General features: G+C 48.0%; 19 protein-coding genes and 1 tRNA gene. 7 read left to right on the top strand and 13 right to left on the bottom strand.

Features of this window, described 5'->3' with window-relative positions:
* Positions 1–8 precede the first annotated feature (8 nt).
* Both IPJ02_14985 and IPJ02_14980 read right to left on the bottom strand, forming a co-directional pair.
* Positions 9–2183 (bottom strand): PspC domain-containing protein, encoded by a 2175-nt coding sequence (locus tag IPJ02_14985; GenBank protein ID MBK7376796.1) that lies wholly within the window; start codon positions 2181–2183, stop codon positions 9–11.
* A gap of 69 nt (positions 2184–2252) precedes the next feature.
* Positions 2253–2621, bottom strand: a complete 369-nt coding sequence (locus tag IPJ02_14980) for a PadR family transcriptional regulator (protein MBK7376795.1) — start codon at positions 2619–2621, stop codon at positions 2253–2255.
* A 1206-nt stretch (positions 2622–3827) separates the two neighbouring features.
* Between IPJ02_14980 and IPJ02_14975 the strand changes: the two genes are divergently transcribed.
* Entirely contained in the window at positions 3828–4970 is a 1143-nt protein-coding gene (locus tag IPJ02_14975) for a hypothetical protein (GenBank protein ID MBK7376794.1), read from the top strand.
* A gap of 153 nt (positions 4971–5123) precedes the next feature.
* Complete coding sequence (locus IPJ02_14970; GenBank protein MBK7376793.1) at positions 5124–5666, top strand: cupin domain-containing protein; 543 nt, start codon at positions 5124–5126, stop codon at positions 5664–5666.
* A 43-nt stretch (positions 5667–5709) separates the two neighbouring features.
* On the opposite strand, the gene feoB is transcribed toward IPJ02_14970, so the two are convergent.
* A complete protein-coding gene (feoB, locus tag IPJ02_14965) occupies positions 5710–7935 on the bottom strand; it encodes a ferrous iron transport protein B (GenBank protein ID MBK7376792.1) in 2226 nt (741 codons plus the stop codon).
* Positions 7936–8088: 153 nt separating this feature from the next.
* Here feoB and IPJ02_14960 point away from each other — a divergent pair, with 153 nt between their 5' ends.
* The 3 genes from IPJ02_14960 to IPJ02_14950 all read left to right on the top strand — a co-directional run bounded on the left by IPJ02_14960 (position 8089) and on the right by IPJ02_14950 (position 10646).
* A complete protein-coding gene (locus IPJ02_14960) occupies positions 8089–9726 on the top strand; it encodes a M20/M25/M40 family metallo-hydrolase (protein MBK7376791.1) in 1638 nt (545 codons plus the stop codon).
* Positions 9727–9878: 152 nt separating this feature from the next.
* A complete protein-coding gene (locus IPJ02_14955; protein ID MBK7376790.1) occupies positions 9879–10325 on the top strand; it encodes an IPExxxVDY family protein in 447 nt (148 codons plus the stop codon).
* Positions 10326–10415: 90 nt separating this feature from the next.
* On the top strand, positions 10416–10646 hold the full coding sequence (locus IPJ02_14950) for a 4a-hydroxytetrahydrobiopterin dehydratase (GenBank protein ID MBK7376789.1): 231 nt from the start codon (positions 10416–10418) through the stop codon (positions 10644–10646).
* Between the two features lie 9 nt (positions 10647–10655).
* Here IPJ02_14950 and IPJ02_14945 read toward each other — a convergent pair whose 3' ends face one another.
* The 5 genes from IPJ02_14945 to rho all read right to left on the bottom strand — a co-directional run bounded on the left by IPJ02_14945 (position 10656) and on the right by rho (position 16545).
* On the bottom strand, positions 10656–11270 hold the full coding sequence (locus tag IPJ02_14945; GenBank protein ID MBK7376788.1) for a hypothetical protein: 615 nt from the start codon (positions 11268–11270) through the stop codon (positions 10656–10658).
* Positions 11271–11334: 64 nt separating this feature from the next.
* Positions 11335–12387: a selenide, water dikinase SelD gene (selD, locus tag IPJ02_14940; protein ID MBK7376787.1), complete on the bottom strand. Its 1053-nt coding sequence runs from the start codon at positions 12385–12387 to the stop codon at positions 11335–11337.
* Between the two features lie 16 nt (positions 12388–12403).
* Entirely contained in the window at positions 12404–13699 is a 1296-nt protein-coding gene (locus tag IPJ02_14935) for a hypothetical protein (protein MBK7376786.1), read from the bottom strand.
* Positions 13678–14835 carry a tRNA 2-selenouridine(34) synthase MnmH gene (gene mnmH, locus IPJ02_14930; GenBank protein MBK7376785.1) on the bottom strand — a complete coding sequence of 386 codons (1158 nt, stop codon included), beginning with the start codon at positions 14833–14835 and terminating at the stop codon, positions 13678–13680. Before mnmH ends, IPJ02_14935 begins: the two co-directional genes overlap by 22 nt.
* A gap of 126 nt (positions 14836–14961) precedes the next feature.
* Positions 14962–16545, bottom strand: coding sequence for a transcription termination factor Rho (gene rho, locus IPJ02_14925; protein MBK7376784.1), 1584 nt, complete (start codon positions 16543–16545; stop codon positions 14962–14964).
* A 290-nt stretch (positions 16546–16835) separates the two neighbouring features.
* On the opposite strand from rho, the gene asnS reads away from it, so the two are divergent.
* Both asnS and IPJ02_14915 read left to right on the top strand, forming a co-directional pair.
* A complete protein-coding gene (gene asnS / locus IPJ02_14920) occupies positions 16836–18290 on the top strand; it encodes an asparagine--tRNA ligase (GenBank protein ID MBK7376783.1) in 1455 nt (484 codons plus the stop codon).
* Between the two features lie 89 nt (positions 18291–18379).
* A tRNA-Val gene (locus tag IPJ02_14915) sits at positions 18380–18454 on the top strand.
* 43 nt (positions 18455–18497) lie between these two features.
* On the opposite strand, the gene nhaD is transcribed toward IPJ02_14915, so the two are convergent.
* From nhaD to IPJ02_14890, 5 genes are all read right to left on the bottom strand, one after another.
* Entirely contained in the window at positions 18498–19781 is a 1284-nt protein-coding gene (gene nhaD, locus IPJ02_14910) for a sodium:proton antiporter NhaD (protein MBK7376782.1), read from the bottom strand.
* A 195-nt stretch (positions 19782–19976) separates the two neighbouring features.
* Positions 19977–20642 carry a carbonic anhydrase gene (locus IPJ02_14905; GenBank protein MBK7376781.1) on the bottom strand — a complete coding sequence of 222 codons (666 nt, stop codon included), beginning with the start codon at positions 20640–20642 and terminating at the stop codon, positions 19977–19979.
* Positions 20643–20762: 120 nt separating this feature from the next.
* Positions 20763–21119, bottom strand: a complete 357-nt coding sequence (locus IPJ02_14900) for a hypothetical protein (GenBank protein ID MBK7376780.1) — start codon at positions 21117–21119, stop codon at positions 20763–20765.
* 110 nt (positions 21120–21229) lie between these two features.
* Positions 21230–22324, bottom strand: coding sequence for a glycoside hydrolase family 18 protein (locus tag IPJ02_14895; GenBank protein ID MBK7376779.1), 1095 nt, complete (start codon positions 22322–22324; stop codon positions 21230–21232).
* A gap of 172 nt (positions 22325–22496) precedes the next feature.
* On the bottom strand, positions 22497–23636 hold the full coding sequence (locus tag IPJ02_14890) for a hypothetical protein (GenBank protein MBK7376778.1): 1140 nt from the start codon (positions 23634–23636) through the stop codon (positions 22497–22499).
* Positions 23637–23672 lie beyond the last annotated feature (36 nt).

Raw genomic sequence — 23672 nt, 5'->3', positions numbered from 1 at the left:
GTCTTGGTTTAGTTGATTTCTACCATGGGATCGTTCACCTGCATCCGGAGCGTACTGCTTAAGGGCTCCGTGTTCCCGCTGTTCTCGATCTTCTCCTTAATGCTGTCCAGTTTTTCCTTCACCTTTTCTATCGAATCGATCTTGTTCTGCTTTTTTATCTCTTCCAGTCTCCGTAAAGAATCGGCCTTCTTGTCAAACTCATCGTAGCGGTAACCATCGCCGCCGGTGCTGATGCGGTTGCGGCTCTTTTTAATGCTGCTGCCTTCCCTGTCATTCCAGCCATCGGCCTTGCGTCCGTCGAGTGTATACAGACCATCTTCTTTCATGATGTAGTCCACATCGCTCTGCCAGCGGATGTTTTGCTCCCCGTCGTAATAGTCATTATTCCATTCACTGTCCCAGTCCCTGCCGATATGCACCGGCCAGCCGATCCCTTTATTGATGCGGATCTGTTTACCTACCGGAACATACACGGTGATGACAACACCCTGGTTACGGAACTTATCGGTCTTGTTGATGGCGATCCCTTTTTCAAGCAACAGCACGGAATCTTTTTGCTCTACGCTGAATTTGATCAGGTTTGCCAGGTCATTGGCATCTGCCCGGCTATTGCCCCTGGCCGTTCTTTTCATGGTTACCTGGAAGCTGTCGTTGGGTGACCTTGTAATTTCCACGTACACGTTGCGTACATAGGCGGTATCCTCGTCGATCAGGTTCTCAAAAGGCTCAAAACGTATCCAGTTGCGGCCATAATATTTTTTGCTGAAAGGCAGGGAGGAAGTGACCACCAGTTTATTTACCTGGGGATTCACCAATGCTACCTGCTCTTCCTCGAGGCGGCTTGCTGATTTGAAGTCACGGGTTATGGTAGCGATCAGCATGGTCAGGCAAACCCATCCTATTGTCCACAGGCTGCCGAATGTCCAGCCAAGTATGCGGCTGTTGCTTTTCACGCGGGCGATCTTGCGGATCAGCCAGGTGATGATGGCAATGATGGGCACTGCAATGAACAGCAGCAGGGTTCCCCATGCATAGATGTTCTGCCAGGGCCCGCGCAGGATATAATCCTTCAGCGGGAAGATGCCGATGGCGAAGACGCCCATCCCGATCAGCGCCATTACAAAGGCGAATGTTACGCAACCGATGATGAAGTAGGCGAATATCTTGGCGATCATGGCGATCACGTTACCCAGTCCGCCGCGGTTCCGTTTGGTAAAGCTCTTTACATCTCCTGCCACGGCGCCTGCTTTTTCGCTGATGGTGCCGGCTGCTTCTTTTCCAAACTTCTCGGCCCTCTTGCTCACGCTCTTCATTTCTTCAGCCACCGATGCCTTGATGGAATTCAGGTCTACTTTCTCCCCTTTCATTTCCAGTTTTTCGGAAGTGGTCAATGCTTCGGGTATCACGATCCATAATATGATATATATAATTAAGGAGGTAGGACTGAAGGTGAAGCGTATCACATCACCAAAATCCCAGAAGCCGCCCCAGTGGCCCCAGCGTGAAAGGAAGGACAGGAATGGCAGGAGGAACAGCACCCTTGGTATCCAGGGGTTGATGCCGAAATAATTGCCGATGCCGCTGCATACGCCGGCGATCATTTTTTCATCCGGGTCACGGAACAGTTTCCGGCGGGTGCCGCCGATCTGTTCGGTGCTGCTGCTGGGCACTGCTATCCACATCACGATATAGGTCAGGAACCCGATACCGGAGAACAGCAGTATCACAAAGATTATCCGCACCACCACCACGTCGATGTTAAAATAGTTGGCCAGGCCGCCGCAAACACCACCCAGTATCTTGTCGTTTTCGTTGCGGAACAGTTTTTTATGCCCGGTAGATGTAGTGCTGCTGCTGGTTGTTTGTTGCTCCTGCCGCGAAGAGGAAGAGGAGGCAGAAGAAGCGCCCGGGGCGTCGTCCATGGCTTCAAAATCTTCGGGGTTGCCCATGCTTTTGATGATGGCTTTCACGTCGTCATCGGTAATGCAGGTGGCGCCCTTGGATATCCTTTCCTGGAACAGTTCACCAATGCGGCTCTCAATGTCGTTGATGATCTCCTCTTTGCCTTCCTCGTTGGCGAAATGCCGGTTGAGGCTTTCGGTATAATTTTTCAGCAACTCGAATGCTGTAACTTCTATCGGAACCACCCGGCCCTGGAAGTTTATATTTATTACTTGTTTCATGGCTTTAGTTTTTTGTTTCGTTAGTTGTTGAGCCAGTAAAAAAAGGAAACATGGCTATACTTTACTTTTTTACTGAGGGTTGTTGAAGTTGTTGTTATCGGAATATACCTGTTCCTGTTCTGTCAGCGCCTTTACGGCATTGGCCAGTTCAAACCAGGTGGTTTCAAGTTCTTTGTAAAACTCTGCACCTTTTGGAGTAAGTGAAAAGTATTTACGTGGGGGGCCGCTGGTACTTTCTTCCCAACGGTAGGATAATAGTTCGGCGTTCTTGAGCCGGGTCAGCAGGGGGTATAATGTTCCCTCCAGTATGTTCAGGTTGGCCGCCTTCATCTTATCAATGATATCGGAAGGATAGGCCTCGCCCTGTTTAATGACCGAGAGGATGCAGAACTCCAAAACCCCTTTACGCATCTGGCTGGCTGTGTTCTCTATGTTCATGGCTTTAAATTTTAACCTCACCCCCAACCCCTCTCCGCCAGCTGGCGGAGAGGGGGGTAATGAGATTCATCTACTAAAATAATTTTTTCATGGCTATACCACCTCACCCCCTTACCCCTCTCCATCCTTCGACTAGGGGAGAGAGGGGCGATGAAGCTCGGTTAAATTTGAGCTATACTTTCAAACAGGTTTTTGTTTCACCGCCCAAACGCCAAGGCGCTTTTTTCATGGCTTTGCGCCTTAGCGTCTTTGCGGTTATTGTTCTGCCTGTTATTCAGTGGCTATACTTTCGACCTCACCCCCATCCCCTCTCCTAAGGAGAGGGGGGTGGAAGATCGTTTTGAAATAGGCTATACTTTTTAAGAACTCTGTGATCGGAAAACAACCGGTTTATCCCTTTCACATCACAAAGATAATAAGTTTTTAGTACTATGCAACACATAATACCATATTTTTTACAGTAGTGGGTGCTGGATATTAGCTGGTTTTTACAAAAAGTCCCGCTGGTATTGAATTTGGTGGGATAAAATAATTTTTGGGGAAATGGCCGGATTTGATGAGCGGCGAAAATAGGCGGTTGAGTGGCATAATTCAGCTTCGCCCAGGACCAAGAACAGCTAGGAAAAACCTGAATAATGAACAAGGAACAAGGAATATTGAACAAGGATCGGAATACTAATTAGAATCCTACTTCAAAATTCGTAATTCCTTGATCAATATTCCATTGGTACTCTTAATGACCCAGATTTCAATATTGCAACCAAATGCAATGCGGCATATATTTCTACTCTTGCTGAGCATAGACATTTGATAAATCAGATTACGAAATTAAGCAAGCAGTCTATTAATCGAAGAATTCGCAAAGCAGCCAACAGGCGCATTTGTGCTTCGCCGCCGTCGGTGTTCCCCCGTTAGCGCCGCTGCCTGGTCTCCCGACCAGCAGCAAAACAAAACTCCCCGCCGTTGTTGGTCTCATGTCCAACAACCAGGGCCGGATATCTAATCACAGATCTGCACGGATTGATTCACAGATCACAAGAGAGGTTAGAATGACCCGGGTTTATAACTGGTCTTCCGTGGCCATCTGTGGCAATAATCTGTGCAGATCTGTGGTTAATCCTCCTCCTTGTTAATCTTTTTATAACTTTAATACAGTCTGTAACACCGGTATCCTTTTCACCGTTCAACAACCAGGGAGGGCATTATATGAAATACATCTTTTACACACTGGCAAGCCTGCTCATATTTGCAGGCTGCAGCAGCAGCAAAAAAAATTACCTGGACCGCAGTGATACGGACAATGCGCTGTTTGACGCCGTGAAGGCGCTGAAAAAGAACAAAGCCGACACAGCAGCCATCAATGCACTCCCCACACTATACAACCTGGCACAGCAGCGCCACCTGCGCAAGATCAACAGCCTGGAGGAATCCAAAGAGCTCAGCCGCTGGGATAAGATCATGGATGAATACAGCAACCTGCAGGATATGCACAATGCCATCATCGATGTGGATGCGGCATACGCTGCCATTACCCCCGTCAATTACCAGCAAACCATGTACGACCTGAAGCAGCAGGCCGCTGAAGAATATTACAACGGGGCCGGCGACTATTTAAGCAGAACGGGCCGCGACAATGCAAAGAAGGCGTACAACTACTACAAGAAGGCCGATAAGTTTGTTGCCGGTTATAAAGACGCCAAAGAAAAAATGGACCAGGCCTACCAAAGCGCCATTGTGAATGTGCAGGTGAACCCGGTGCAGGATAATTCCTATTTCTTCAACAGCAACTGGGGCAACTACGGGTATAACTACAGCAACGAATATTTTCAGCAAACGCTGGTAAGGGAGCTGAAGAACAGCAATCGCTACCCCGCCCGTTTTTATACCGACTGGGAAGCCCGGCGTGATAATATACAACCCGACTGGGTGGTTGACCTCACCCTGCGCAATATGAACCTGCCCCGTCCGCAAAGCTACCGCTACAGCCGTAATGCCAGCAAGCGGGTTGAGACCGGCAGGGATACCAGCGGCAAACCCATTTACCAGACCGTGTACGCAACGGTTAACATCACCCGGCAGTCATTTAATGCCCGGGCCGAAATGGAAGTGGCCATTACCGATGCAGCCAGCCGGAAACTGATCAGCCGGAACTCTTACCAGGAAGATTATAACTGGCAGGAAGAATACGCTACCTATACCGGCGACAGCCGGGCCCTTGATGGCAACGACTGGAGCCTCATAAACAACAACCGCTACAACGAACCCCGTAAAGAAGATGTGCTGAATGAACTGTACCGGAAGATCTACCCGCAGGTGAAGAACCGGATCATTTATGCGGTGGATTGGTAGCTGTTGAATATCGAACAAGGAACAAGGAATTTTGAACAAGGAACGGAATGCTAAAGAGGATACACTTCAAAATTCGACATTCCTTGTTCCTTGTTCATTATTTTTATTCCCCCTCTAAATCCGTGTAATATTATTTTTGCGTAAATGGCTTTCATGGAACGAAAGATCTACAACCCCATTCAAAAAGACAGTGTAACCTTTTTAAAAACACATGCCGATACCAACGGTGAATATACCCTGGTGGAAGTGGAGCTGGCAGATGGCGGTGGCGTAGGGTTGCACTACCACAAAACCTACAGCGAAAAATTTGATTGCATGGAAGGAGAGGTACAGGTACAGTCAGGCAAAATAATACACAGGCTTAAGCCCGGACAGTCGGCAACGGCAGCACCAAACATCAATCATTTATTCCGTAACCGAAGCGGTAAGCCCTGTAAATTTTTAGTGGAGCTGAGGCCGGCCAGCCGGGGCTTTGAACAAAGCCTGCAGATCGGCTATGGACTGGCAGGCGACGGGCTATGCAAACCCAATGGATTTCCAAAAGATAAATTAGCCCTGGCCTGGTTATTCGATATCAGCGAAAGTAACCTCCCCGGATGGATGAGTGTGTTTGAATTTATTTTAAGAAAGCAGGCAAAGAAAGCAAGAGAAAAAGGAACGGATAAGAAGCTGATGGAAAAGTATGTGAGGTTTTAGCCGTGTAATGCCAGGCTGACATCCGTTTTGCAATAAAACCCGGTCAGGAAAATGCCCGGTACACCACCCAGCTCATCAAATAAGCCAGCCCCGTCATGTAAATGAATTGTATGATGGGCCATTTCCAGCTGCGGGTCTCCCGTTTTACAACCGCCAGGGTACTCATGCACTGCATGGCCAGCACATAAAACACCAGTAAGGATAAGCCCGTTGCCAGGCTATATACTTTAGAACCATCGGGCCTTACGGCAGCAGCCATTTTTTTCCGGAGTGTATTATCATTCTCATCTGCCCCTTCCCCCACACTGTATAAAGTTGCCATGGTGCCTACAAAAACCTCCCTGGCCGCAAATGAAGTTATCAGTGCAATGCCGATCTTCCAGTCGTAGCCCAGTGGGCGTATGGCCGGTTCAATGGCCTTGCCCAACGTGCCGGCAAAAGAGCTTTGCAGCAGTTCCGTCTTGCGTTGTTTATTCAGTTCATTTACCTGCTGCGGGTTTTCTTTTATCAGCTGCTCGTACTTCGCCGATACGTTTGCCATTTTTTGTTTGGGACCATAGGTACTCAGCGCCCAGAGCAAGAGACTTATCATCATGATCACCTTTCCTGCGTCAAACACAAATATCTTTGCCTTCTCGATCATGGTGGCCAATGCATTCTTCCACCGCGGCGCCCGGTAAGTGGGTAGCTCTAAAATGAAAAAGCTGCGCTCCGCACTTTTGATGAACCACTTCATCACCCAGGAAACGATCAATGCCATTACGGTTCCCAGCAGGTACAATCCCATCATCACCAGCCCCTGTAAACTCAAAAAACCAAAATATAATTTTGAAGGGATCACCAGGGCGATCAGGATCGTGTACACCGGCAGCCGGGCGCTGCAGCTCATCAGCGGTGTTATCATGATGGTGAGCAGGCGCTCTTTCCTGTTTTCGATATTCCGGGCGCTCATGATGGCGGGTACGGCGCAGGCAAAGCCGCTGATCATCGGCATCACACTCTTGCCATTCAATCCAACCTTGCGCATAAGCTTGTCGGTGAGAAAACTGATACGGGCCATGTAACCGGTGTCTTCCAGTATGGTGATCAAGCCGAACAGGATCATGATCTGGGGCACAAAGACCATGATGCCGCTGAGGCCGGCCACCACGCCATTGATAAGCAGGTCGCTCCACCACGATGCAGGAAGTATGCCGCCGAGCCAGCCGCTGAATTCGCCGAAGGCCCATTCAATACCATCCATCGGGTATTTGGCCACCCAGAACACACTTTGAAAAAGCAGGAATAACACGGCCAGTAAAATAATATAGCCCCATCGCCGGTGCAGCAACAGGTCGTCAAGCCTTTCAGTGAACAATGCCTTTTGCAACGGGTCGGCTTCCACCACCGTTTGCTGCATGATGTGTTTGATGCGGCCATACCGCTGTATGATCTCTTCCGCCTGTGTTTTGGTGGGGTTGAATTTATTATCGGCCTCTATCTGTTCAATGGTATGCTGCATTTTCTCATCCAGCAAAAAATGTTCGTGGTTGATGAGGTAATGAATGGCGGTATAGTCGCTGAAGGCAGGGAAATGCTCTTTTACAGAAGCGATGGCATTTTCGGCAAGGGCCCTGTTCTCAATAAAATCACGGGCAGGCGGCTGGTAGAGGTTTTCTGCAGACCGGGCGATCACTTTTTTCAGTTGTTCAACGCCCTTGTTCTTCCTGGGGTTGACCGGAACAACCGGTACGCCCAATTCCCTTTCCAAACCCGGTATATCGATCTGTGTTCCCTTTCTTTTTGCCAGGTCCATCATGGTAAGCGCCACCACCACGGGTATACCCAGGTCGATGATCTGTGAGCAGAAAAGCAGGTTGCGTTTCAGGTTGCTGGCATCTGCCACCAGCAGAACCATATCGGGTCTTATTTCTTCGTCCTGGTTAAGCAGTACTTTATACGCCACCCATTCATCACTTCGCTTGGGATAAAGGCTGTAGGTGCCGGGGAGGTCAATAAGCGTAGCCGTAAGCCCGGGAGTAATGACACTGGAGCCGGTCTTTTTGTCAACGGTCACCCCGGGAAAATTGCCCACCTGTTGCTTAAGCCCGGTCAAATAATTGAAAAGGGAACTCTTTCCGCTGTTGGGATTGCCTACTAGTGCTATGTTTATCTGCTTTGCCAAACTATCCTTGGCTGCAAAAATAGCTGTAAACACCCATCCCCGGTTACGAAATAGGAAAGATGGGAGGGGCAATGCGGAATTAAGATAATGAATTTTGAACCACATAGGAAGATAGGGAACATAGTTTTTAAATGCATTTCTATGTGTTCTATGTTCCTATGTGGTTCAAACATGACATTGTGATTAATTTTTACACTCCATTTACAAATTTAGCCCTTCGCTAAACTACCTTTGTGGCTCTTCACCAAAAGCAATTACATGAAACGGATCCTCTGGCTGGCATTATTTTTCTCAACAACCCTTTCGGCACAAAAATTAAAAAAGGCAGATAAGCTGGTCATCAGCAACCTGCAAACGCATATCGGTTTCCTGGCCGATGACAGGCTGGAAGGCAGGAGGACCGGCAGCGCCGGGGAGAAACTGGCTTATGAATACATCAGCAAACAGTTTGAAACAGCCGGTTTAGCCGCAAAAGGGGAGAACGGCAGCTATATCCAGTCCTTTGAAGTGAATGAAGGGAAACAAATAGATCCTTCCACATCCCTCAGCATCAACAACAGCAACCTTTCTTTAGAAAAGGATTTCTTTCCCCTGGCATACAGCGCCCGTGCAAAAACAAGCGCTTCTGCAGCCATTGCCTTGCCCGAAAGCGGTACCATCTGGTTCTGGAACCTGAAAGAGATCCTGGAGGAGAACAAGAACAATCCCCACTTCGACCTGGAAGATGCCATCACTAAAAAAGTGACCAATGTTGCGTCAAAAGGAGCAACGGCCCTTTTTATTTACAACAATTCTGACATCAGGGACGAGCTGAAATTCGAGCCCAGGTCAAAGACTGCAACGGCAAAGATCCCGGTGCTCTACATCAGCAAAGAAGCGAAGGAAAAATACTTAAAAGACGAAACCACATCCTATGATATCCGGTCAGAGGTCTCCATCAGTGAGAAAAAGCGGACCGGGCATAACGTGATCGGCTATATTGACAACGGAGCCGGCAACACCGTCATACTCGGCGCCCATTACGATCACCTGGGTTATGGGGAAGACCATAATTCCCTTTATACCGGCAGCACTCCCATGATACACAACGGGGCGGATGATAATGCCAGTGGGACAGCAGCGCTGATCGAACTGGCTAAGCAACTTAAGAGATCGAAACTGAAGAACAACAACTACCTTATCATTGCATTTTCGGGAGAAGAACTGGGTTTATACGGCAGTAAGTATTTTACCGAGCATTCCACCATTGACCTTACTAAGGCCAATTACATGATAAACATGGATATGGTGGGCAGGCTGAACGACAGCACGCATGGTTTTACCATCGGCGGTTATGGTACATCGCCTGCATGGGGCCAGTCACTTTCTGCCACGGATAAATATTTTAAGATACACTTCGACAGCAGCGGCACCGGGCCCAGTGACCATACTTCTTTTTACCGCAAAGACATCCCGGTGCTGTTCTTCTTTACCGGTGCCCACAGCGATTATCACAAGCCCGGCGATGATGCAGACAAGATAAATTATACCGGCCAGCTGCAGTTGCTGAAATACATCTACCAGGTAATTGAGCAAACAGATAAAAAAGGGAAGCTTGCCTTTACCAAAACAAGGGAGGCGGCAGCACAGGGCAAAAGAAGTTTTGGCGTAAGCCTCGGCATCATGCCCGACTATACCTACAGCGGCGCCGGTGTACGGGCAGATGGGGTGAGTGAAGGAAAGCTGGCACAAAAAGTGGGCATCCGGGCAGGAGATGTGATCATACAGATCGGTGACCACAAGGTTTCTGATGTGCAGGGATATATGCAGACCCTGGGTAAATTCAGCAAGGGAGATGCAACCAAAGTGAAAGTAAAGCGTGGGAACGAAGAAATAATATTCGACATCGTATTTTAGGTAGTGTCCTGTTTTGAATATTTTGTGACCTGTCATGCTGAGGAACGAAGCATCTCAGGTTAAGCAAACGATCCTGATCAGGAGATCCTTCGTTCCTCAGGATGACAATATTCAAAACAGGACACTACCGTATTTTAACAGGGCATAGTAAAATGGCAACGGGGCAGAAATTAAAAATTGACAACGAAGCGCTGGCGGAAGAGTTCTTTGAAGACTCCACCCTGCTGGGCATTGTTGCGCCCATTAAAGATTACCAGTTCAGCTGGCAGCTCAACCAGTTCCTCGGCTTTAATTTCCGGGTGAACAACGACATCGAGATACAGCTCACCAAAAAGAAGCGCAGTTATTTTTTCAGCATTTATGAATACGCCATCCCTTCCATTTCAGTGGCGCATTATTTATACAACAACCAGTATGACGGGGAATACCTGTTGCCGGAATTCAAACACCTTGATTTCCTGTGGCTGATAAAGGGGGATCCCGTAGCTGCCGAAGACCTGAAGAATCTCCTGCAGTCGATACGTACCATACCGGGCGTACAACTGGTCACCGAAATGACCAACGAGAAAATAAAGAACAAGCAACACCTGATATTTTAACGTCATTGATCAGAAGCTTGCTTCATTTCGCTATCGCTTCATTCGCAATGACGAACCCTTCAACGACTTAAACGACTTAAACGTTCTATCATGTGGAAAGAATCAAACAACAGCCTCTACAAAAAATTTGAGTTCAAAAATTTTTCAGCCGCTTTCGCATTCATGACAAGGGTTGCCCTGGAAGCAGAAAAGATGGACCACCACCCGCTCTGGACCAATGTGTATAATAAAGTAGAGATCTGGCTGAACACCCACGATGCCGGGGATATCGTAACCGATAAGGATCACAAGCTGGCAAAACGGATCGATTCCCTGCTCTGATCCGGCCGCTTATTTGGTTCTTATTTCCTTCAACCCGATATAGAAACCATTCTTCATCCGGAGGATGACAGGCATTTTGGCTGAATTGGCAAAGCTGAAGTAAACATCATCCCCTGCCGGTTCTCCTGATTCATTCAGTTGCCGGGCAGTGAATTCTTCCACGGTCTCTTTCTCACCATTCACCAGGATCTGCAACTCTTCGGGATCTTCCTCCGTGATCCCCATTTTTTGAGGCGACTCGTTGGTATTCATTTTCATCATCACAGCCCGGGAATTCTTCGTCAGTCCCGTAAAGATATTTTTACTCAGCCACACGCTGAGGGTATTGTCATCGAGTGTTTTTTGTCCGCCGGAAAAATAATTATACATGGTATTGCCGGAGATCATCGCGGTGGCGGTATGGGTAATGGTACCGCTGCTGTTGATGGGGTCGGTCATTTCCCAGTCGAATACCAATGCAGGAACAAGTGCTTTGACGGTCACTATAAAATTATATTTCTGGTAATTGGCTTCCACCGCATATATCAGCCTGGTTCCGGGTTTTATCAGGGTCTGCACATTCACCTGGGCAAAGCTGCTGACCGAAGCGATCCATAAGAAAGCAATGAGGAATGTCTTTTTCATACAGTTTATTTAAGTGCCAATTTACAATTCTGCTGAAGATAAAAGATACCTGCCGGCCGGTATTTTATTGTTTCACGAAAACGGTTTTATCTGCGGCCGGCTTCATCATTCCAACCGGTTCTGCAAATTTTCCCAGTCCGTTCTCTTCCAGTAATTTCTTTACGGCAGCAACAGAAGCCGCATCTACGGCAACCAGCAGGCCTCCGTTTGTCTGGGGATCGGGTAACAGATTAAACGCTTCCATCACATTCACTCCTTTTTCAAAACCCGTTTTGCTGCTGTAGCTGTTCCAGTTGCGGTAGGTGGCGTCGGGTACGATGCGCTGGCTTAAATATTCCTTAACCCCTTCCGCAACGGGTAATGCACCATAATTTATTTCTGCAGAAAGGCCGCTGCCTTCCGCCATTTCAATGAGGTGGCCAAGTAAACCAAAACCGGTCACATCGGTCATGGCAGTAACGCCTTCCGTTTTTCCAAGCGCTTCGCCGGCCTTGTTCAGTTCTGTCATCTGGCTGATCATCACCTGCAGGTGTTCTTCTTTCAGCAACCCTCTTTTTTGTGCGGTGGATAAAATACCCACGCCAAGCGGTTTGGTAATAAAAAGTACATCCCCGGCTTTTGCAGTATTATTTTTCTTCAGGTTTTTTATATCCACCAGTCCATTCACCGAAAGTCCGAAAATGGGTTCTGCCGAATCAATGCTATGTCCTCCTGCCAATGGGATGCCGGCTTCTTCACAGATCTTCCGGCTTCCGTCAAGCACTTTCTGCGCCAGCGCAGCAGGCAGTTTTTCAACAGGCCATCCAAAAACAGCGATGGCTAAAATGGGTTTGCCGCCCATGGCATACACATCGCTGATGGCATTGGCCGAAGCGATCCTTCCAAAATCAAACGCATCATCCACAATGGGCATGAAGAAGTCGGTGGTGGAGATCAGGGCCGTCCCGTTCCCGAGATCATAGACAGCGGCATCGTCCCTGCTGCTGTTGCCAACCAGTAAATTTTTGATGACCGGGGCGCTGTTGTTGCTTTTTAATATCTCATCCAGCACCTGCGGGGCGATCTTGCACCCGCATCCTGCCCCCCGGGAATATTGCGTAAGTTTTATTTCATCCATCCTGCAAAGGTAACCGCTACTCCCTTCTTCTGAATACGATCGCTGCATTTCTTTCCATATCGCCGCTGAAACGTATCTCGTACCGGTCGTTGCCGTCATTCACAATGAGCAGGCCGGTATTGGGCGGCAGGCTTCCCAGCGACTCGGCATACATGATTATCCGGATGCTGTCGCCCGCATCTTTGGTGGAGATCTTTTTCTTAACGGCATTGGTGGTCAATCCAACCTTTGGCATGATCACCGTTCCGTTCATTACAATGCTGACGGTATCGCCGTCCACTTCCCCGTTATCATACAGTACCAGTTCCAGGCTGTCGGATTTGAAGTACAGCGTTTGTATCGTTTCCACTTTTCGTTTGTCAATATCGGTTGCTGCGGTCGGGTCGGTCTTTACCGGCTGTGTTACAGGAGCGGGTTTTACTTCTGCAGGTTTTGTTTCTGCTTTGGCAACGGGCTGTGTTTCCGCCTTTGCCACTACCGGCTTATTTACAACCACGGTCTCTGTTTTCTTCACAGGTGACTCTGCCGCTTTGGTCACAACCTGTTCTTTCGGTTTTTGAGGGGCCGGTTTTGCTACCACGGGCTCGGTTGGTTTTGTTACAGGCTTGTTCTCTGCTTTGGCAACAAGGGGTTGCTTTTCAGCCGGCGTTGTTACCGGTTGTTTGATCTCTTCCGCCTGTTTCTTTACGGCGGCCTGGATTATTTTTTCTTCTTCCGCAACAGGAACCGGTTTTAGTACGGTAGCCGTTACCGCCGAAGGTTTATTATTCTCTTCATTCACGAAGGTCAGTTCTTTTGCAAGGCCCAGTTCTTCCAGGTGGGGGATCAGGGCGCTGTTCCGGTAATCATTTTTTCTTTCTACATGGATGAAGCCGGTGGCCGGGGCAAATTCACGGGTGCGGTTGGTGCTGAACATTCCGCTCAGCACCATGACCGTGTCCTTTACCTGGAATATCAACGTGTTTGATACCCGCACTCCCTTGGGTGGTTTTATGGGATAATTATTGGCGATCAGTTCTACATCTTCGGTGGTTATCTCATCCCCATCCCGTTTGATCCTGATCTTTTTTACGCCATGGTACTCTTTATCGTTCAGAATAAAATAGGTATGGGAAAATCCGTACAGCTTTCCCTTTTTTTCGCTGATGGCAATTTCGTAGCGGTAATTAAGCCGGGTGGTATCGTTATACATGAAGCCCCTCCACAGGCCGGTAAGGTCCATGTCTTCGAGGCTTTTCTTATTCTGGGCTATAACGTGAAATGATGAAACGAGCAGGACAAAGGCAAGGATCAGGCGCTTACGGTTTTGCATGACAAAAGTTTTTGGACATTGGTTTTTGTATCAACGCCCTTACAGGGTATTTTATTTAACAGGGAGGCAAGATTTTCCCTGTTATTTAACCCTTTACTGTACCATTTATCGTAATAACTGAGCAAAATGCGGAAACAGTCCTTCAGGTTGCCTTCTTCCAGGAAGCGGATGGCATTTTTTGTCTCCAGTCCGCCCAGCCGTTTTTGTATCCGTACTATGGCTTCGCTCAGCCTTTTTTTTTCAATTTTACCGTATTCGCCGGTGATGTAGTCAAGCCGTTCCTCAAAGGGAATATCCAGGAAGTAGACGGGGGACCTCCGCATCGTGTACCAGAGCGGCATCGGTATCTGCAGGTTGCCGATCCGCTGGCTTTCGTCTTCGAGGTAGATACAGGATGCAGGATGAAGGATCCGGGATGCGGGATCTTTATCATCCATATCCTGCATCCTGTATCCTGTATCACTCAGCTTTTGTGCCAGGCAGTTCTCAAACATCTCCTGCTTTGGCTGGGGCTTGTCTTTTATCGATCCAAATGCCGAACCCTTATGATTTGCCAGGTCTTCGAGGTCAATGACGGGTTTATTTTGCTTCAGCAGTTCATTCAATACTTCGGTCTTTCCGCTGCCGGTATAACCCCCGATGATGTGAAAATCATATTCTTTTTCGAACTGGGCCAGCACCCAATTGCGGTATGCTTTGTATCCGCCCGCCAGTGTATACACTTTAAAGCCATAGAGGTCGAGCAGCCAGGCAACGCCCGCACTGCGCATGCCGCCACGCCAGCAGTGGATGAGTACCGTGTTTGTGGTTTGTGGTTTGTGGTTTATAGTTAATGGCTCTTGTATCTGTGTACCCTCAACCACAAACTTCAAACTACAAATTATTTCCTCCGCATCTTCCACCATCTTCTTCATCTTCACGCCAAAATAATCCAATCCAACCTTTATCGCTGCTTCCCGGCTTTGCTGTTTGTAGGTGGTGCCAACTACTTTTCGTTCTTCATCAGTAAATAAGGGTAAGCTGTATGCGCCGGGGATATGTGCATGACCGTACTCACCCGGGCTGCGTACATCCAGCACGGGGTATTGCCTGGATAGTTCCAGAAATTCTTCTATGGTCAGTTTCTGAATGGCCATGATAATTAAATTAAAAATTATGAATTAAAAATTAAAAATTGAACCTTTCGGCATTTCTCTCCGTCAAAGAAAAGAGCCGCCCAACAGCAGCTCATTCTTAATTCTTAATTTTTAATTTTTAATTGGTTACCCGTTCATGCTGATAAGAAACTCCGCATTGTCCTTTGTTCCTTTCATATTCTTCAGCAACAGGTTAATGGCTTCCTCGCTGTTCATGTCGGCAATATGCTTGCGCAACACCCACATGCGCTGGAACGTGTCTTTATCCAGCAACAGGTCATCACGCCTTGTTGAAGAGGCAACGATGTCGATGGCAGGATAGATCCTTCTGTTAGACAATTTACGATCCAGTTGCAATTCCATATTACCGGTTCCTTTGAATTCTTCAAAGATCACTTCATCCATCTTACTTCCGGTATCCACAAGCGCTGTTGCCAGTATGGTCAGTGATCCGCCGTTCTCTATCTTTCTTGCTGCACCAAAGAATTGTTTTGGCTTCTGCATCGCATTGGCTTCCACACCACCGCTCAATACCTTGCCGCTCGACGGCGCTACGGTATTGTGCGCCCGCGCCAGACGGGTGATGGAATCAAGCAGTATCACCACATCGTGTCCGCACTCCACCAGGCGTTTTGCCTTTTGCAGGGCCATGGTGCTTACCCGTACGTGTTTTTCTGCAGGCTCATCAAACGTAGATGCGATCACTTCTGCCTTCACGCTGCGTTCCATATCGGTAACCTCTTCCGGCCTTTCATCCACCAGCACCACCATCAGGTAACACTCGGGGTGGTTGGCAGCAATAGCATTGGCCACCTCCTTCAGCAACATCGTCTTACCCGTTTTTGGCTGGGCAACGATCAGTCCACGCTGTCCTTTACCGATCGGCGTGAACAGGTCCATGATCCGGGTGCTGTAATTATCTCCTTTTGTACACAGTTCTAATTTTTCAAAAGGGAATAAAGGCGTCAGGTAATCAAACGGAACCCGGTCCCTTACTTCTTCCGGCGATTTGCCGTTGATGGTCTCCACTTTCAGTAAGGCAAAATATTTTTCCCCTTCTTTCGGCGGGCGAACACTGCCATAAACCGTATCGCCGGTTTTAATGCCAAACAGTTTTATCTGGCTGGGAGAAACATAGATATCGTCCGGAGAGGATAAATAATTATAGTCACTGCTTCGTAAGAATCCGTATCCATCGGGCATCATTTCCAATACGCCTTCGCCAAGTATCACGCCGTCAAATTCAATGTTAAATGCCTGCTGGTCGCGGCGCTGACTGAATTGCTTGGCGGGTGGCTGGGCAGGATCTTCTTCTTCTTCATCCAGTTCTTCTTCCGGGCCCTGCACATCTTCTTCCTGCAGCATCTGGGCGATGGCCGGTGGTATGGTGCTTTCTTCGTCGGTGATGGGCATTAACTCCATTTCTTCTTCGGCAGCTGCTTTTTTAGCGGGTTTCTTTTCCACTTCGGGCCTTTTGTGCTTGGTGTAGGCTGCTTCTGCTTCGCTTTCTGCTGCGGTGGGTTTAATGATGCGCTTGCGTTTGGGTTTCTCGTCTTTCTTTTTTTCGGTGCTCATGTTTGATTGGTTTTCCAGGATCTTATTGATGAGGTCCTGTTTTACAAGTTTTTTTGCGTTGGGAATATCAAATTGCTCTGCAATGTCAAGCAACTCAGGAACGAGCAGGTCGTTCAGTTGTGAAATATCGTACATAAAAAATGAAAAATGATTTTCTTCAAAAATCCCGTCTTAAATCTGAAATGGTGATTGAGAATTTATATTGATAGAACCCGGCTTGGTGATAAAGAGAATGATTGGATAAACTTATCGGCCTGTTCCGGCTCAAAAATAGGGCTTTTTTTACAAAATGCAATTTTTTTGGGGGATAGATACACGGATGACGCTGATTTAGGCGGATTTTCACTGATTTGATCTGCGCAGATCTGCTTTCATCTGCGTCATCAGCGTTTCTATCTTATCTTTGCCCCCCAATTTCTTTTCATATGTTCAACAAGAGAACCCGGATCAAAGACCTGCTGGCCAGTGATAACAGCAACTACAGCGCCATCGTAATGGGGTGGGTACGTACCTTCCGCAACAACCAGTTCATTGCCCTTAATGACGGCAGTACCAATAACAATATACAGGTGGTTGCCGAACTGGGCAAATTTGACGAAAGCATTTTAAAACGGATCACCACCGGCGCCTGCATAAAGGCAACCGGCGAAGTAGTGGCTTCATTGGGCAAGGGTCAGAAAGTGGAACTGAAAGCCGCCTCTATTGAGATACTGGGCGACAGTGATGCAGAAAAATTCCCGCTGCAGCCAAAGAAACACAGCCTGGAATTTTTACGGGAGATCGCCCACCTGCGTTTCCGCACCAATACCTTCGGCGCTGTTTTCCGGGTAAGGCATTCACTCGCTTTTGCGGTGCACGAGTTTTTTAATAAGAAGGGTTTTGTTTACCTGCATACACCCATCATCACCGCCAGCGATGCAGAAGGCGCTGGTGAAATGTTCCGGGTAACCACATTGCCTATGGACGGCAGCGCTCCGAAAAATGATGACGGTTCCCTGAATTTCAAAGAAGATTTCTTTGGCCGAAGCACCAACCTTACGGTGAGCGGACAACTAGAAGGTGAACTTGCTGCCATGGCTTTCAGTGATATCTATACATTCGGGCCCACGTTCCGTGCAGAGAATTCCAATACCACCCGCCACCTGGCCGAGTTCTGGATGATAGAACCCGAAATGGCTTTCCACGACCTGGAAGACAATGCAAACCTGGCGGAAGAATTCATCAAGTACATCATCAGGTATGCGATGGACAACAACAAAGAAGACCTGGAGTTCCTGGCACAACGGCTGGAAGAAGAAGAAAAACAAAAGCCGCAGCACGAACGGAGTGAAATGGGGCTGATGGAGAAACTGAACTTTGTGGTGAACAATGATTTTGAACGCATCACATACACCGAGGCGATCGATATCTTAAAAGAAAGCAACCACAACAAGAAAAAGAAATTTCAATACCTGGTTGAAGGATGGGGCATTGACCTGCAGAGTGAACACGAACGGTATTTAGTGGAAAAGCATTTTAAGAAACCCGTGATCCTTACCAACTACCCTGCTGCCATCAAGGCATTTTATATGCGGCAGGATGATGGATGCGAGCCCGGAAGACAAACCGTTGCAGCGATGGATATCCTGGCTCCGGGCATTGGAGAAATTGTTGGCGGAAGCCAGCGGGAAGAGCGCATGGATAAACTTACCCGGCGCATGGAAGAGATGCACATCCCTGCCGAAGAGCTGTGGTGGTACCTCGATACAAGGCGTTTTGGCGCCTGTCCGCATGCAGGCTTTGGTTTAGGTTTTGAAAGGCTGGTGCAGTTTGTGACCGGTATGGGAAATATCCGGGATGTGATCCCTTTCCCGAGGTATCCGAAGAGTGCGGAATTCTAAAAGAGTTGTAAGTGTTAAGTTGTAAGTAATAAGTAAGATCGTTTGCTTTGTGAGCTCCTCCAACTTATAACTTATCACTTACTACATAAGGGCTGTTAGCTCAGTTGGTTTAGAGCATCACGTCGACAACGTGAGGGTCACTGGTTCGAGCCCGGTACAGCCCACATTTTTTAACATAACCTGCTCATATCTTACCTGGTGATTTATTTATCCCACCAGGAAATGCTGCAGCATGAACACTGCCGCGCCGGCGAAATAGCCAACAATGGCCAGCCAGCTTATCTTTTTCAGGTACCAGAAAAATTCGATCTTCTCCAGCCCCATGGCAGCCACACCGGCCGCCGAACCTATAATGAGAACACTGCCGCCGGTACCGGAACAATACGCCAGGAACTCCCAGAAAAAATGACCCGTTGGGTACTGTTCCAATGAATACATGCCCTGCACCGCAGCAACCAGCGGCACATTATCTACAATGGAAGAAAGCAAACCAATGGACATCGTGATGACCGATATGTTGCCGATCCTTTCGTCCATGGCAACAGCAAGATCATTCAATACTCCCGTTGCCTGCAAGGCGCCGATGCTTAATAATATACCCAGGAAGAACAACACGCTCGGCGTATCGATCTTACGCAAGGCGTGGTTAACAGACAACAGCCCTTTTTCCTGTTCGTCCCTTCCGCTGTGGATCAGTTCGGTGATCACCCACATTACTCCCAGGCCGAATAATATACCCATGTAGGGTGGCAGGTGCGTGATGGTTTTAAAGACCGGCACAAACAGCAGGCTGCATACCCCCACCACAAACACCAGGTTCCGTTGAAAGGAATTGGTATTGAAATTGGCGCCGTGTTCATCTACGCTGTCTGCCCGCTTCAGTTCGCCTTTCATCCTCCAGCTTATCAATGCTGCAGGGATGATCATACTTACCAGGCTTGGTAATATGGTTTGAAATATGATGGAGCCGGCCGTAATTTGTCCGCCGATCCACAACATGGTGGTAGTTACATCCCCGATGGGTGACCAGGCGCCTCCTGCGTTGGCTGCGATCACCACCAGCCCGGAGAACATCAGCCTTTCTTCCTTATCAGCAATGATCTTCCGCAGCAACGAGACCAGTACAATGGTGGTGGTAAGATTGTCTAAAACAGCAGAAAGAAAAAAAGTAATAAAGGCAAGCAGCCATACCATTTTTCTTTTGTTGGTGGTTTTTATGCGGCTTGTTATCAGGTAAAACCCATCGTGTGCATCAATGATCTCCACGATGGTCATGGCGCCCATCAGAAAGAACAGGATCCCCGACACGTCACCCAGGTGGCCTGTAAGATGTTCCGCTGCAGCATGACTGTCGCCTGAAAGCAGCGCATATAAAGACCAGCACAGTGCTGCCGTTACCAGTGCAGTGGCAGCTTTGTTGATCCGGATGGGGTGCTCCAGCGCAATGGCCACATAGCCCAAAATAAAAATGATGCAGATGGCAATGACCATGTCTTATCTTTTAAAAAACGATCCTTCTCTCAAACAGCAATTTAATGCTTAATACCCGGATCGGTTTTAATGATAGCAAATAAAGCAAAAAACCGAAGTAAGATACCCCGGTTTTTTACAACAAAACAAATTATAGAGTACGGACCAGATTATTTGCTGAGCCGCTTCACCCGTCCTGTTACCCGGGTAGTGGCACTATCCATTCATCTCCGCAGGAAGGGAATCCTCTGTTTCCGTTGGTAAGATCTCCCGTACAAAATGAACCCTTCCGCTTTCGAGGTTGAAGATACCGCCCACGATGCCGGCCTTTCCTTCGCGGCACAGTTCACGGATGATGTTGCTCCGCTGCATGATATCTTCCATGGAATTGATCACATTAAGGTATGCCACCTTTTCGGCAAAAAGGTAATGATGATCGCCAAGTCCGTATGCTTTTGTGGATTCAACGGCTGGTCTTATTTTTTTCAGCAGCGGGGTAAGGTTGCCTAATTCCACCCCGTCACAGGCTCCTTTTACGGCGCCGCATTTTGTATGGCCCAGCACCAAAATAAGCCCGGTCCCCGCCATTTTACAGGCATATTCGATGCTGCCCAATACGTCTTCATTGATGACATTGCCTGCAATGCGTACGTTGAATATTGCGCCTGGCTCCTGGTTAAATACCTGTTCCAGCGGATGGGGACAATCTGTGCAACTGAGTGCAACAGCAAAGGGGCGTTCGGCCTGAACGGTTTCCAAAAGCGGCAGCGGGCTGCTGTTCATCTTCAGGCTTCTTGCAAAATGTTTGTTTCCTTCTTTGAGCAATTCATATGCCCGTGATGTTGTACTATTTTCAGGAAATTCCCTGGTATGTGTTTTCATGATAAAATATTTTGGTCGTTCGGCGCTGCTGCAGAAAGCAATGCCGGATGTTATGCTTACAGAAATTCATCCGGGGTATCCGGAGTTGCCGGGCCGGGAGGCCGGGCTGCGATGAGAATACTAAAGGTCGGGTGGGGGTGAAATGAGTTCAAAATGAACGATGGCAAGCCTGGCCTCGTCCATCAGGAAGTACTTAAAGGTATTATCTGCGGCAGTAAGGCCACGCAGCAGGTGCTGCTCGTGCACATACTCTTCCTGCATGTTGCTTACGCCGGATGATTTTTCTTCAACAGGTTTTTCAGGCGCTTCATCCTTCGGTCCTCCCGTATCAGCTTGTTCAAACATGCAAACGGTATTGCTGTTGCCATAAACAAGGAAGTTGATACCGGTTAAGAACAACAGGCATCCGCACAGGAATATCGCTGTAGTGAAACGAACCAGTTTTGCTTTTGTTTGTATGGACCTTGATCTTTGCACCGGTTGTAAAAATACAGTAATTTTTTATTCGGAAAACAGGTGAACCTATTAAAACAGGAACACGGATGACGTGGATCCCCGGGATCCGTGCAGGTCCGCTTTCATCGTTGTCATTCGTGTTCCTGTTTTCTTAACCCGTTATACATCTCTTCCACCAAGCCATTTTTTACCCGGTCCTGCGCCAGCTCCCAAAACATGATACCGCCCAATCCTTTATTCCGGATGAAACCGGTTTTTTCCTGTATAGACCGCCTGTCATCAAACGTGGCAAATAGTTTCAGGGAAGCGTTGTAATAATAAGGCGCTCTTGCCATACTGTCCCAGTAATATTTAAACCCCGGCGTATCGCTGAAGTATTTTTTGAAACCGGAGTAGGCCACTCCCCGTTTAAACTTACCCGCCTGGTACAAACCGTTGTTGATGCCTGCTACGTTTTCCCAAACCCGGGCATACATGGCAGCGCCGATGATGAGTTTTCCGGCAGGAACATTTTTATCCAGCAGCCAGTTCACGCACCTGCTGGTGGACTCCTGCCCGGGCTGGTAATCATGCAGCGGGGTGTGATGGCCGGTTACGGTAGCATACCCGCCTACCAGGTCGTAGGTCATCAGGTTTACAAAATCCACCAGCGGCATTACAGCATCCCAGTCCACCGACTGCTCCAGGTATTTTACAAATCCACCGGCTGCAAATGTCAGCAGGCGGTCATTGCCCAGTTCCTGCCGCAGCGCTTTGATGAGTTCGGTGAAATTATTTTTATCGGCGCTGTCATATTTATGGCCGGGATAACCTTCAATGGCCGGGTATTCCCAGTCCAGGTCAAGCCCGTCGATACCATACTGTTTAAAAAGCGCCGCGGTTGTTTTGGCAAAGTTCTGCCGGTGTTGGGCAGAGGCAAACAGGTTGCTGCAGAAAGAACAGCCGCCCCATCCGCCAACAGATACCATGATCTTTAACTGCGGGTATTTTTTCTTTAATGCAACCAGTTGCCGCACCGTATTTTCCTGGCCTTCGTTGTGAAAAGTAAGTGTGTCGTTCTGTATTTTTAAAAAGCTGTAAATGATATGGGTGAGCTTATCAATGGGATATTGGGTAATGGTTTCGGCTTTGCCGGTGGCGTAGGCAATGAGCTTATAGGGTGTTTCGTGTTGGGCGAAGAGTGAAAAGGAGGAAAAGAGGAAAAAGAAAAACAGGTTTTTTTTCATAATTGGAAGATAGAGAAATTTTTCTTCCGGTGCAGCTATGCAGCATAAACAAAGATCCTTCGTGTCCTTTGCGGGCATTTTCTTTGCGGGCTTTGCGGTTAGGTTTTATCCTGGACCGAAGGGTAATCGCAAAGAGCGCAAAGGGATCCGGGTTCTTACATCCAATGCCCTGTCATTTCTGACACCCGGCAACGGTAAGCTTTTTGTGTTTAAAAAACTGCGGTCGGTTGTTTTCTTTGTTGAATGGTTTTTGGATCCCGGTTCTTTTCAGCAGGTCTGGCCGGTTGGTCCATATAATTTCCACGCCGGGAAGTTTCAGCAGGTCGTCGGGATGGATCGATTCGCCACGCCGGTAACCGGCTTCCAGTACCCCGGCAAATTTGTAGGCATTTACGATCAGCCCACTGCAATACTGTTCGGCGATATTATCATCAAAATCCACGCTGTACCATTTACCTATCTGTTCAAATGCATAGGCCAATGCCTGCTGCACCTGTTCCTTTGAAACGCCGTTGATCCGGAGCAATAGAATCCCATCCGCCTCTGCAAAAGCATCCATGGTTCGCAGGTAGGTTCCGTTTCCCATGGCGTCAATGACCTGGCCCCTTTTCCGGTACAGACCGGCATGTTGCCATACGCCTACAAAATACCTGTCAAAGGGGTAGCCGTCCTGGTACCTTAATAATATATCACCGGCATGGGCAATGGCTTCCAGTTCATCTACCTGCTGGCGGGTAGTGAAATAATTATTTTTCAGCGTGGCCTGGTCCACCTTGTGCAGGTGTAACGAACTTAAACCACGCCTGATCCTTTCTTCAAAGATAAAAGGGCGTCTGAACTTCAGGTCGCGGCCAAAGAAATAAACCAGCCGCCGCTTTATACTTTTCCACAACCCGTCCGGGTTACGGTTTGTTTCATTCCATTGCTGAATTTTCTTTTCATAACATTCGTATGTACCCGGAAGGTTGTCTGGCAAAATAAGATCGTTCTCATCCGCATGTTCCACCTGTAATTTTATCATGGGATCTTGTGTACCAACGATCAGCTTGTTTCCGCCACCGGCATCGATATTTATAAAAAACGCTTCCTGTAACTGTCCGTTGCTTATGATATGTATGATGTCGTTCCCTCCCCCTGTTGTAATATGGATCTTACGGGATGGGGGTGCAGGAAGCAGGTTTTGGTTATTGCTGAGGTGATCCAGGATTTCAATGACGGATCCGCTGATGGAAACAGTGAAATTCCCGTCTTTTGGGCCTGCCGGTTTTAATGATAAACCCTGTTTGTCTGTGTAAACCAGGGGGTCTTCCATTTAAAAGACTTGATAGTGTAAAGTTAGCACACCCGG

Source organism: Chitinophagaceae bacterium (assembly GCA_016710165.1).
Classification (GTDB): Bacteria; Bacteroidota; Bacteroidia; order Chitinophagales; family Chitinophagaceae; genus Ferruginibacter.
Note: the sequence above shows the minus strand (reverse complement) of the source record. Positions and strands in the feature narration are given on the sequence as shown.